This is a genomic window from Luteibacter sp. 329MFSha (assembly GCF_900111665.1).
Classification (GTDB): Bacteria; Pseudomonadota; Gammaproteobacteria; order Xanthomonadales; family Rhodanobacteraceae; genus Luteibacter.
On sequence record NZ_FOJE01000001.1, the window covers coordinates 1,546,608 to 1,558,947 of the forward strand.

The 12,340-nt window shown below is 67.2% G+C and carries 9 protein-coding genes; 4 read left to right on the forward strand and 5 right to left on the reverse strand.

Annotation, left to right across the window (positions count from 1 at the left end; genetic code table 11):
* Positions 1–2 precede the first annotated feature (2 nt).
* Entirely contained in the window at positions 3–1,622 is a 1,620-nt protein-coding gene (locus BMW54_RS06820) for an NAD-dependent malic enzyme (RefSeq protein ID WP_090054060.1), read from the reverse strand.
* A gap of 169 nt (positions 1,623–1,791) precedes the next feature.
* On the opposite strand from BMW54_RS06820, the gene kdsA reads away from it, so the two are divergent.
* Positions 1,792–2,637 (forward strand): 3-deoxy-8-phosphooctulonate synthase, encoded by an 846-nt coding sequence (kdsA, locus tag BMW54_RS06825; RefSeq protein ID WP_090054062.1) that lies wholly within the window; start codon positions 1,792–1,794, stop codon positions 2,635–2,637.
* A 217-nt stretch (positions 2,638–2,854) separates the two neighbouring features.
* Here the strand turns inward: kdsA and BMW54_RS18785 are convergent, their stop codons facing one another.
* Positions 2,855–3,358 (reverse strand): PAS domain-containing protein, encoded by a 504-nt coding sequence (locus BMW54_RS18785; protein ID WP_175472797.1) that lies wholly within the window; start codon positions 3,356–3,358, stop codon positions 2,855–2,857.
* Between the two features lie 157 nt (positions 3,359–3,515).
* On the opposite strand from BMW54_RS18785, the gene BMW54_RS06835 reads away from it, so the two are divergent.
* The gene (locus BMW54_RS06835) at positions 3,516–5,285 is read left to right on the forward strand and encodes a sensor domain-containing diguanylate cyclase (protein ID WP_090054066.1); all 1,770 of its coding nucleotides are present in this window, start codon (positions 3,516–3,518) and stop codon (positions 5,283–5,285) included.
* A gap of 400 nt (positions 5,286–5,685) precedes the next feature.
* On the opposite strand, the gene BMW54_RS06840 is transcribed toward BMW54_RS06835, so the two are convergent.
* Positions 5,686–6,387, reverse strand: coding sequence for an SOS response-associated peptidase (locus tag BMW54_RS06840; RefSeq protein ID WP_090054068.1), 702 nt, complete (start codon positions 6,385–6,387; stop codon positions 5,686–5,688).
* Positions 6,388–6,560: 173 nt separating this feature from the next.
* Between BMW54_RS06840 and BMW54_RS06845 the strand changes: the two genes are divergently transcribed.
* Positions 6,561–7,730: a Fic family protein gene (locus tag BMW54_RS06845; protein WP_090054070.1), complete on the forward strand. Its 1,170-nt coding sequence runs from the start codon at positions 6,561–6,563 to the stop codon at positions 7,728–7,730.
* Positions 7,731–7,763: 33 nt separating this feature from the next.
* Here BMW54_RS06845 and BMW54_RS06850 read toward each other — a convergent pair whose 3' ends face one another.
* Positions 7,764–8,459, reverse strand: a complete 696-nt coding sequence (locus BMW54_RS06850; RefSeq protein WP_090054072.1) for a glutamine amidotransferase — start codon at positions 8,457–8,459, stop codon at positions 7,764–7,766.
* Positions 8,460–8,481: 22 nt separating this feature from the next.
* On the reverse strand, positions 8,482–10,077 hold the full coding sequence (locus BMW54_RS06855; RefSeq protein WP_090054074.1) for a Na+/H+ antiporter: 1,596 nt from the start codon (positions 10,075–10,077) through the stop codon (positions 8,482–8,484).
* A 175-nt stretch (positions 10,078–10,252) separates the two neighbouring features.
* On the opposite strand from BMW54_RS06855, the gene BMW54_RS06860 reads away from it, so the two are divergent.
* Positions 10,253–12,247, forward strand: coding sequence for a CocE/NonD family hydrolase (locus BMW54_RS06860; protein WP_090054076.1), 1,995 nt, complete (start codon positions 10,253–10,255; stop codon positions 12,245–12,247).
* The last annotated feature ends 93 nt before the right edge of the window (positions 12,248–12,340 follow it).

Below are 12,340 nucleotides of genomic sequence, written 5' to 3' on the forward strand. Positions count from 1 at the left end.
CGTCAGCGGTATTCCGCTTTGTAGGCCATGCCGGCGATCGCCTCACGGATATCGTCGAACCGCTCGACGCCGGCGAGCCCGTGATCGAACACGTACTCCGCGACCTTCACCGCCACCTCGAGCGAGGCGTCGAAGATGTTGCTCTGTGGCGGGTAGATGAGCCCCCTGGCGAGGTCGTCGTCGGAAACCTGCGACGCGACGGCGCGCGCGGCGACGATGAACATGTCCTGCGTCACGCGACGTGCTCGGGTCGCGTACACCGCCATGCCCATCGCCGGGAAGATGTAGACGTTGTTGCCCTGCCCAGGGACGAACTCCACGCCGTCGACGGTCACCGGCGGGAACGGGCTGCCGCTGGCGAACACCGCCTTGCCCTTCGACCAGCGGTAGGCCTCCTCGGCCGTGCATTCCGAGCGTGACGTCGGATTGGAGTACGGAAAGATGACCGGCCGTTCGTTGACTTCGCTCATCGCCTCGATCACGGCGCGGTTGAAGAGTTTCGGCACGGCGCTGACGCCGATGATCACCGTGGGCCGGATGGCCCGCACCGCCTCCGCGAAGTCGTCGACGGGCACGTGGTCGATGGCGAACACGCGCTGGAAGTCCGCGATGTCCTTCCGCGCCGTCGTGACGAGGCCGTTGACGTCGAACAGCACGTTCCTCGCGCGGGCGTCGGCGGCGTCCATCCCTTCCTGCGTCATCGCCAGCGACACGATCTCCGCGATGCCCGTCGCGGCGGAACCCGCGCCGAGGAACAGGACACGCTGATCCACCAGCTTCTGCCCGGTGATCCGGATGGCGCCGAGGATGCCTGCCAGCGCGATGGCGGCGGTGCCCTGGATGTCGTCGTTATAGGTGCATACCTTGTCGCGAAAGCGCGCGAGGATCGGCACGGCGTTGATGTTGGCGAAATCCTCCCACTGGATGCAGCAGTTCGGGAAGCGCTCCTGCACGGCGTCGACGAACTCGTCGATGAAGGCGTGGTAGTCCTCGCCGCGCACGCGATCCTGGCGAAGGCCAAGGTAGAGCGGATCCTCGCGCAGGGTCGTGTTGTTGGTGCCCACGTCGAGCGTCACGGGCAGGCAGACCTCCGGCGGCACGCCGGCGCACGCCGTGTAGAGCGACAGCTTGCCGATCGGAATGCCCATCCCGCCGACGCCGAGGTCGCCCAGGCCCAGGATGCGCTCGCCATCGGTGACGACGATGAAACGCACGTCCTTCACCGGCCAGTGCGACAGCAGCTCGTTCAGGCGGCCCTTCGCGCTGATGGGAAGGTAGACGCCGCGGGCCGCGCGAAAGATGTGATCGAATTTCTGGCACGCCTCGCCGACGGTCGGCGTGTAGACGATCGGCATGAACGTCGCGGGATCCGACATCAGCACCGCGTAGTAGAGCGTCTCGTTGCGCGCCTGCAGGTCGGACAGCAGCAGGTACTTGAGCAGGTCGGTCTCGAGGCGCGAAAGTTCGAGGTGGATACGTGCGATCTGGTGTTCGAGCGAACTGGGCGCGGGAGGCAACAGGCCCTCGATACCCAGCGCCTTACGTTCTTCCAGCGGGAACGCCGTGCCGCGGTTGAAGCGGGGATCGCGAAGCAGGCTGTAACCGGTCAGCGACGTGCTCATGGCGGGTTCCTCCGGGGACATCCGCGAAGGGTAGGCAACCCGTTCTCCACCCTATTGCGCGGAAGACACCGGTTTTGTAGATGCGCGCCGGGGACGGCCGGTCGCAGCGGCGCGACGCGGACGAATGCTATGCTTTTTGTCATTACCCGCGCATCCGGAACGCTAAGCGATGAACATCACCATCACCCCCGGCGTCGACGTCGGCAACGCCCTGCCCTTCGTGCTCTTCGGCGGCATCAACGTGCTGGAAGACCTCGACTCGACCCTGCGCGCCGTCGCGCATTACGTCGACGTGACGGGACGGCTGGGCATCCCGTACGTCTTCAAGGCGAGTTTCGACAAGGCCAACCGCTCGTCGATCCACTCGTTCCGCGGGGTTGGCCTCGAGGAAGGCATGCGCATCTTCGAGCGCGTGAAGGGCGAGTTCGGCGTGCCGATCATCACGGACATCCACGAGATCGACCAGGCGGCCGTGGCGGCGGAGATCGTGGACGTGCTGCAGGTGCCGGCGTTCCTCGCCCGCCAGACTGACCTCGTGGTCGCCATCGCGAAGACGGGCCGCGTCGTCAACGTGAAGAAGCCGCAGTTCATGAGCCCGGGCCAGACGCGCCTGATGACGGAGAAGATCCGCGAGTCCGGCAACGACCGCATCATCCTCTGCGAGCGCGGGACGCAGTTCGGCTACGACAACCTCGTCGTCGACATGCTCGGGTTCCGCGAGATGATCGAAGGGAGCGACAACTGCCCGGTGATCTTCGACGTCACCCACAGCCTGCAGCGGCGCGAGTCCACCAGCTCGGCGAGCGGCGGCCGCCGCCGCCAGGTGGCCGAACTGGCCCGCGCCGGCATGGCGGTCGGTCTGGCCGGCCTGTTCCTCGAAGCCCACGAAGATCCCGACCACGCCCGCTGCGACGGCCCGAGTGCGCTCCCGCTGGACAAGCTCGAGCCGTTCCTGAAGCAGATCAAGGCCATCGACGACCTGGTCAAGGGTTTCCCGGCGCTCGATATCCGCTGAAGAGGCTACTGCCCCGAGCGCAACCGGCCCTTCCGGATCAGCGGACCGCCCGGCACGTCCGGGCGGCGCGGCCGTGGTAGCTCGCCCTCATCCGGCACGCGCGCAGGGGCTTCATCCGGGACGGATGTCGGCGCGTCGTCGTTGCGTTCGGTCGGGTCGCTTTCGTGCATGGCGGCTTGCTGATGGATCGGCGGCGCCAAGTCTAACGCGATGGCCATCAGGGACTGGACAGAACCCTGCTCCGCCGGAGGTGGGTTCCTGACGAGTGGCTCGACACCGCCCGGGCGGGCTGCACGGTGCGCGGTTCCTCCGTCACCGCCTCGAACAGCACGACGCCGCCGACCAGCGCACCGTCCTTGTCGAGGAGGGGCTGCCCGGACACCGAAATCCAGGCCGATTCGCCGTCGCTTCGGCGCACCTTCATCACGACATCGTGGGTGGTCTCGCGACGCAGGATGGCGCGGGACAGCGGCAGATCCGTCGTGGGAAACGGGCGGCCCTCGAGCGTGAAGATGCCGTGCATGGAACTGTAATCATCGATGCCGGCGCCGCGGCGGACGCGGCCGAGGATCGCGTCGGCGGCGGCGTTCGCGAAGACGATCCGGCCCTCCCGGTCCGCCAGGACGACGGCCTGCGGCAGCGCCGCCAGCGCGTCGAGTCGCGTGCCCGACCACGCGCCGTCGAGAACCGGATGGATGCTTGCTGGTGCGGGTCGGCCCAAAGTTCCCCCCCTACGGAAACCGGTGGCGCATGACGCATGCGTTGCGCCCGATTTATCGCACCGGCACGCATGTGCAAATCGTGAAGGAATCGCGCTTGACCTCGCTTCCGGCGCATGCAAGCTTCGCCCATCACGAGAGGGAGCGACGTACCCAGTCATGACTCCGATCGACGAGCAGGCCCGCCTCTCCCGGCTCCGCGCACTCCGGGTGCTGGACAGCGCGCCCGAGGACATGTTCGATGCCATCGTGCTCGCCGCCGCGGCCGTCACCGGCATGCCCATGTCCCTGCTCAGCCTGATCGACGAGAACCGCCAGTGGTTCAAGGCGAACGTCGGGCTGCCTGGAGTGCACGAGACGCCTCGCGAGTACTCGTTCTGCCAGCACGTCGTCGCGGCGTCGGGCCCGCTGGAGGTGCACGACGCCACGAAGGACCCGCGCTTCGAAGACAACCCGTTCGTCACCGGCGCGCCGGATGTCCGCGCGTACACGGGCTTCCCGGTGCAGACCGCGGATGGCGTGACGCTCGGCGCGCTCTGCGTGCTGGACAAGGAGCCGCGGCAACTCACGCCGCAGCAACTGGAAGCCCTCGCCCATCTCGCGGAAGCCGCATCCGTCGCACTGGAACGCCGCCGGGAACTGCTCGAACGACGCGAATCCGCCGAACAGGATGCCGCCGAGGCGCGGCGGCTGGCGCAGGTCTCGCAGGCCCTGGAAGCCGAACTGCGCGGCAGCCAGCAGTTCCTCCAGCGCACCGGCCGCGTCGCCGGCATCGGCGGATGGGAGCTCGACCTGCGCAACGGCGACCTGCGCTGGTCGGAACAGACCTATGTGATCCATGACCTCCCGCCGGACGTCGATCCGCGCCTGGAGGATGCCCTCACCTACTACCCGCCCGACGCGCGCGAAGTGCTCAGGCAGGCGATCGACGCCGCGATACTGCACGACACGCCGTGGGACCTCGAGCTGCCCTTCGTGACCGCGAAGGGACGGCCCATCTGGGTGCGCACGGTGGGCGCGCTGGAGCGGGAAAACGACGTGCCCGTCCGTCTCGCCGGCGCCTTCCAGGACGTCACCGACCGTCGCCGCGCGATCGAGGCGCTGCAGTCGAGCGAGAGGCGTTTCCGGCAGATCTTCGAGCTTTCGCTCGGTCTCATCTGCACGCACGACTTCGACGGTACCCTCCTGTCGATCAATCCGGCCGCCGCGGCGTCGCTCGGCTTCGACATCAGCGCCATGCTCGGACGCAACCTCGCCGAGTTCATGATGCCCGCGCGACGACCGGCGTTCGAGGCGTACCTGGAACGCATCCAGCGCGAAGGCATCGATCGGGGGCTGCTCGAGCTGATCGGCTCGGACGGCGGGTTGCGGTACTGGCGCTACCAGAACGCGGTGGAGAAGGACGTCGACGAGTCCTACGTCCTGGGCCACGCCCAGGACGTCACGGAACAGCACCGCTACGAGCAGCTGCTGGTGGAATGGTCGACGAAGGATCCCCTCACCCGGGCCTTCAACCGGCGTTACCTGGAGCGGCTGGAACAACGCGTGAAGGCGCATCGCCCCTGGGCGTGCATCGTCATCGACCTGAACCACTTCAAGGCCATCAACGACACGTTCGGGCACCAGCGTGGCGACGAGATCCTCGTCGCCACCGTCGGCCTGCTCCATCGGTGCGCCGCCGAGCGCGATGCCGTGGTGCGTCTCGGCGGCGACGAATTCCTGATGGTGATCGACGATCCCGCCAGGCTCGGCGAGACGCGCGCCATGATCGAAGAGGAAGCCGCGATCGCGGAGATCGCGCTCAGCATCGGCGGCACGGTCAGCGAACCCGGCGAAGCCGTGGATACCGTCATCGCCCGCGCGGACGGCGATCTCTACGCGGGCCGGGAGGGTCGCCACCACCGTTCGCGCGATCGCCAGGAAACCTGATCCAAGGCCCTGAGACCCGGCACCGCCATGCTCCGCCCATGTCGAAGGGGGCATGCCATGAAACCACCACGCGGAGTACCCGAAGGCCACGTCGTCTGGTCGAACTACGGGTATGGATACGAAGCCCGGCTGTCGCGCCGCGGACGCCCGTTCGCACGATTGCGCCGCCTCGCGCTGGAGACCGGACCACGCTGGGAACTCGTCTGGCTGTACGGCCCGGCGTGCTGGCGCCCGACCCGGGCGAAGGTCGCCGTCGCGCTCGAGCGCAGCGTCGAGGCGTACGCGAGACACCACGCCGCGCACATCCGCCGGCAGATGCCGCCGGATCCCTATCGGGTACCGCGCGACGACGACTGGGAAGCGCTCTTCCGCGCCGACGAGGTCGACTACGAGGCGACCGTCAGGCCGGTCGGTCCCGTCCGGTCGGTTCGACCAGTCCGGAGCCCTGGTTCCTCGAGGAGTTCACGGCCTTCGTGACCGGGTGGTAGGCCAGCTCGGCCTCGGGCACGGCGGCCAGCACGGCCGACGCTTCGTCAGGCTCCCCGGTCATCCACACGCGCCAGAGGTCCGGCGGCAGGATCACCGGCTGGCGCTGGTGGATGTCGGCCGAGACCTTGCCCGGCTCGCCGGTGACGATGGTGTACGTATGCAGCCAGTCGTCGTCGGGCGACGCGCGCCAGCCCTCCCACAGGCCGGCGAACATCATCAGGTGACCTTCCGGGTGGTGCAGGAAGTACGGCTGCTTGGCGCCGTCCTCCGTGCGCCATTCGAAGTAGCCGGATGCCGGGACCAGGCAACGACGCTTGCGGAACGCGTTGCGGAACGACGGCGTCGTCGCCACCGTTTCCGAGCGCGCGTTGAACAGCTTCGCGCCACCCTTCGCGTCCTTCGCCCAGGACGGCACGAGACCCCAGCGATAGAGCTTCGTCTCGAACCCGCCGGCGCCATGGCCCAGCACCAGGCCGCGCGCCGTCGGCGCGATGTTGTACGCCGGCTCGCGCTGGTTGATCTCGCTGATGATGTCGACCTCGAGTTCTTCCAGCACCATCCGCGCCTCCCGACTGAGGCTGGCAGGTCCGAAGGTGGCGTAGCGGCCGCACATGGAACCAAGCTACATCATCTGCCTGCTGATGACGCGGGGAGAACCAAGAGGCCCACGCGGCCCGATCGGCGGAACGATATCCTTGAATAACGCCAGCTCTTATTCAAGGATATTGCATTAAACTTGAATAGGCCGCACCCTTATTCAAGCTTAACGTTTCAGGAGCAAGGCTTATGCGGCAGCAGGATCTCACGCCGGCACGCAGGCGTCAGCTCGTCGCGTGTCCCCCTCCGCACGCAAATTGCAAGGCGCTGGTGCCGCCTCCGACACCGCGCTCCCTGCCGCCAACCCCTGGGGTGGCCACCGCGTTGCGTGAGGCGTCCGAAGCGCTGGCCCGGCTCAGCACGGCCGCGACGCATCTTTCCAACACCGATCTGATCACCCGCACACTTACCAGACGCGAGGCGGTGCAAAGTTCGCAGATCGAAGGTACGCGTACTCAGCTCAGTGAGTTGCTCGCCTATGAAGCGACCCGGACACTTGCTGGCGCCACTGCCGACGCGAAGGTCACCGAACGCTATGTGATCGCGCTCGATCAGGGCCTTCGCGCCCAGCGCCACGAAATGAAAGGCCCGACGCTTGCCTTGATCAAAAGCGTGCATAAAACACTCATGAGCGAGGCGCACGAACGACTGCGTCCAGGCGAATGGCGCGATACGCAAGCGTGGATCGGCAGCGGACGTATCGAGGACGCCATCTTCGTTCCACCCCCACCCGATGCCATCGACCGATGCATGCGCGAGCTGGAGACGTCGATGCTTCGCTACGAAGCACGTGAGGACGAACAGTGGGAACTTCCGATCGCGGCGAGGCTCGTCATCGCTCACGCGCAGTTCGAAACGATCCACCCCTTCGCGGACGGTAACGGTCGCGTCGGACGCCTGCTCATGCCTCTGATGCTTGAGGACGCGGGATATCCACCTCTTTATTTATCCGGCTACCTGTTACGGCACCGGCAGGCCTACTACGCGGCGCTCGCAGGCGTCCAGCTCCGCGAGGAGTGGGTCGTATGGACCGCGTTCTTGTGTCGCGCGATCGTCGAGGCATGCGATACATCGATCGACATCGCGAACGATCTGAATGCCATCGCCGCCCGGTGGGAACATATGCTCGACGATTTGCGAGCCGACGCCGCCGCGAAGAAGGTCACTCGCCTCCTGCTGGGTCATCCCGTCATCACCATCAATGAACTCGCCATGTTGCTCGGCTCCTCGTTCCAGACAGCTTCCACAGCCGTGGATGTACTCGTGGCACGTGGCATCCTCCACGCACCGCCGGCCTCCGTGAAGCGTGGGCGCATCTTCTACGCCAGAGAAATGCTCGATCGCCTCGATCGGCAGTGAGTCGCGGCCGGCTGGCTCGGCCGGGCCTTCCACTCATGCATACGCTTCGTCGAGCCACGCCGCGACGACGGCGCGACAGGTGTCGGGAAGCGCCGCCGCGTCGGCCGCCTGCGCGCGGAGGGTGCGCGGATCGATGCCGGCCTGCGCGAGTTCCGACGCGTGGCCGACGAGCCAGCGCTCGATGTGCGCGAGGTCCGCCTCGAGATGGAACTGCAGGCCGAGGACGCCCTTGCCATCGCCGAACGCCTGGTTCGCGCCGACCGGCGTGCTCGCGAGATGGCGCATCCCCTCCGGGATGTCGAACTGGTCGCCATGCCAGTGCAGCACCGGCGCGGCGCCCACCGCGGCGAGCGGCGACGCGCGCCCGGCATCGGTCAACGTGAGCGGACCGAAACCGATCTCCTTGACGCCGAGCGCATACACCTTCGCCCCGAGCGCGCTGGCGATCAGCTGCGCGCCGAGGCACACGCCCAGGATCGGCTTGCCCGCGGCGAGGCGCCGCCGGATGAGGTCGATCTCCGCGCGCAGGAACGGGTACGTGTCGTCGTCGTACACACCGACCGGACCGCCGAGCACGACCATGAGGTCGTCGGCGAGCGGGTCGAACGCGGCGAGGTTCGCCACCGGCGCGTCGACGTAACGGACGTCGTAGCCGCGCTCGCGCAGCAGCGGCTCGATGTAGCCCAGGTCTTCGAAATGGATGTGGCGCAGGGCGACGCACGTCGTCATGGTTCGGGTTTCCGTGATGCCGTCAGGGAGGGCTCTGCCGGTCGTTCTCGGCTTCGATCTGCTGGAAATCGAGATCGCGCTCGAGATAGTGCAGGAGTTCGTCGTGGATGCGCCCGGAGCGATGCAGGCGCAGCAGTTCCGCACGGCCGGCGGCGATGGCGGCCAGCACCACGTCGTAGTGGTCCATGCGACCGGTGCCGAGCGTTTCCGGCGCCTTCGCGTAGCGCTCCGCGATCGATACCCGGTACGTGTATTGCTCGAGCAGGCGCGGGTGGATGAGCGCACCCGTCTCGTCGTAGGCACGCGCCTTGACGGCTTCGAGTTGCGCGGCGTCGACGAGCACGAGCGCCTGCGCCTCGGTGAGGTGTTCCGACGCCGAGCGCTCCACGCGATCGAGGCCCAGCCAGCGGATCACCGGCGCGATCGTCCCGCCCTGCACCACGACGGTGACGAGGATCACCGCGAAGGCGGCGGCGAGCGTGAGGTCGCGACCGGGCACCGCTTCGGGCAGGGACAGGGCGATCGCCAGCGTCACCACGCCTCGCATGCCGGCCCAGCTGAGCAGGAACGACGCCTTCGGCGATGGCGGCGCGGGATGCCTGCCGACCAGGCGCCCGAGCGGCACGCGCAGGTAATCCGTGGCGTAGATCCAGAAGAATCGCGAGAGGATCACGGCGGCGAGCACGGCCAGCAGGGGGACGCCAAGGGAGTCGATGGCGTTGCCCAGGCCACCGAGACGCTCGACGACGCCACGCAGCGAGAACCCGATCAGGATGAAGACCAGCGCCTCGAGCAGGAAGATCATGACCTCCCAGAACGCCGTGCTGCGCACGCGGATGTTCGCCGTGAACACGTCGTGCTGGTACCAGCCGAACACGATGCCGCACGCGACGACCGACATCACGCCCGAGACGTGCAGCGATTCGCCGCCGATGTACGCGGCCCACGGCGACAGGCACGACGCGGTGATCGCCAGGAACACGTGGTCGATGTAGCGCAGGGCGAGAACGAGCAATCCGCCCACCACGAGACCGACGACGATGCCGCCGACGGCGAGCCCCGCGAAGCTCAGCACGGCGGCCTGCGTGCTGAAGGCGCCGGTGAGCGCGGCCGCGACCGCGAAGCGGAACAGCACCAGTCCGGTCGCGTCGTTGAGCAGGCTCTCGCCTTCGAGCAGCACGAGCAGGCGCCGCGGCAGGCGGACCTTGCCCAGCACCGCCTTCGCCGCGACCGCATCCGGCGGCGACACCACGGCACCCAGCGCGAAGCACGCGGCCCACGGCAGCGACGGCAACACCCAGTGCACCGTGACGCCCACGACGAAGGTCGTGAACACCACGGCGCCCACCGCGAGCCAGAGGATGCCGCCGAGGTATTTGCGGAATTCGGACCACACGGTGTAGAACGCCCCATCCATGAGCAGCGGCGGCAGGAAAACCGTCAGCACGAGCTCGGGATCGAAGCTCACTGCCGGGATGCCCGGCAGGAACGCGATGGCGATGCCACCGGCCAGCAGCGCAGCCGCGGACGGAAGGCGCAGCCGTCTCGCGATCAGCTCGAGGGCGAGGATCGCCACCAGCAGGATCAGGATGAACTTGAATGTCTCGGTCGACGCCATGCGTCTGGTCCCCTTTGCCAACGATGCATCTTAGCGCCCGTGGCCCCTTCCGGATTGAAGGAGCCACGCACGCTGCCGACAGACGGACAAGACACCGTGCCGGAAGTCATGCATTGTCCTGCCCCGATCGATTTGCCAGACTCGATGAACCGTCCCTGAAAAAACGAGCCTGCCGATGCGATCGAAGCGCCCTGCCCTCCACGATGCCAGGACCGCGTTGTCGGTCGGCGTCGCCACGTTCTGCCTGGCGCTCGCCGCCGGCCCCGTCGCCGCGCAGCAGACGACGCTGACGCCCGAGCAGAAGGCCATGGTCGACAAGCGCAACGACATCGAGCGCCAGCTCGAGGACGTCGCGATCATCGATCGCAAGGTGATGGTGAAGATGCGCGACGGCAAGCGCATGGCGGCCGACGTCTACCGGCCGAAGAACGCCGGCGGCAAGGTGCCGACGATCTTCGTGCGCACGCCGTACAACTTCAACTTCTGGGACGTGAAGCTCGGCGCGCCGCGCGACATGAGCCGGCAGCTCGCCGCGGTGAAGCGCGGTTACGCCTATGTCGACATGAACGAGCGCGGCCACTTCTTCTCCGAAGGCAATTACGAGATCCTCGGCGCGCCGCTCAGCGACGGTGTCGACGCCGTGCGCTGGATGACCTCGCAGCCATGGTCCAACGGCAAGGTCGGCACCACGGGCTGTTCGTCCACCGCCGAATGGCAGATGGCCGTGGTCGCCGAGAACGAGCCCGGCCTGGCCACGTTCAACGTGCAGGGTTTCGGTGCCGGCGTCGGCAAGGTCGGCCCGTATTACGAGCAGGGCAACTGGTACCGCGGCGGCGCCGTGCAGATGCTCTTCATCTCGTGGCTCTACGGCGAGCAGAACCAGGTGCGCCCGATGTTCCCGCCCGGCACGTCGCAGGCGGACCTGATCCGCGCGTCGAAGGCGTTCGATCTCGCCGCCGCCATGCCGCCGGTCGACTGGGACAAGGCGTTCTGGACGCTGCCCGAGAAGGACATCATGAAGGCGATCGACGGCCCGAAGGGCATCTTCGCCGATGCCATGGACGTGCCGACGGGCGGCAACATGATCGCGCGCACGCCGAACAGCCCGAACTGGTACAAGGGCGGCCTGTGGCACGAGAACATGAAGATCGACAAGCCGGGCCTGTGGTTCATGAGCTGGTTCGATGTCTCGGTGTCGCCGAACCTCGCGGCTTACAACCACGTTCGCGAGACCGCGTCCAAAGCCGTCGCCGATCAGCAATACGCCGTGATCGCGCCGGTGCTGCACTGCGCGTTCACCCGCGCCACCGAGCACACCATGATCGGCGATCTCGACGTGGGCGATGCCCGGTTCGACTACGAGGGCCTCGTGTTCGGCTGGTTCGACAAGTTCCTCAAGGGCGTGGACAGCCCGGTCGTCGACAAGCAGCCCAAGGTGATGTACTACGTGATGGGCGAGAACAAGTGGCGTAACTCGCCCACGTGGCCGCCCGTCGGCGCCACCACGCGCGAGCTCTACTTCACCAGTGGCGGCAAGGCGAACACGCTCTACGGCGACGGCGAGCTCGCTGAAAAGCCGGCCGACACCGACCAGCCGGACAGCTTCCTCTACGATCCCGCCAATCCGGTCACCACGCTGGGCGGCGGCGGTTGCTGCCAGGGCACCGCGGTGAAGTTCGGCTCGTTCGACCAGAATCCGCAGCTCACGCGCAACGACATCCTCGTGTACGACTCCGAACCCTTCAAGGAGGGCACCGAGGTCAGCGGCCCGATCACGGTGACGCTGTATGTCTCGTCGGACGCGAAGGACACCGACTTCACCTTCAAGGTGATGGACGTGTACCCGGACGGCAAGGCGTACAACATCACGGAGAACATCCAGCGCATGCGCTATCGCGACGGCTACGGGAAGCCGCCGGTGTGGATGAAGGACGGCGAGACCTACAAGGTCACGTTCCAGCCGATCGACACCAGCAACTTCTTCGCCGCCGGCCACAAGCTTCGCGTGGCGGTGACGAGCAGCAACTTCCCGCGCTTCGACCGCAACCTCAACACCGGCGGCAACAATTACGACGAAGCCAAGGGCGTGATCGCGCACAACGTGGTGCATCACGACGCGGCGCATCCGTCGAAGATCGTCTACACGGTGGTGCCGCGGAACACGCCGTGAGCGTGAGTGCGCTCCTGCCTTCGGGTAGGAGCGCGCCCTGCGCGCGACATGTTTTCGCGCCAGTCTTCGGGCGAACGCGCCAGCTCCGGGCCC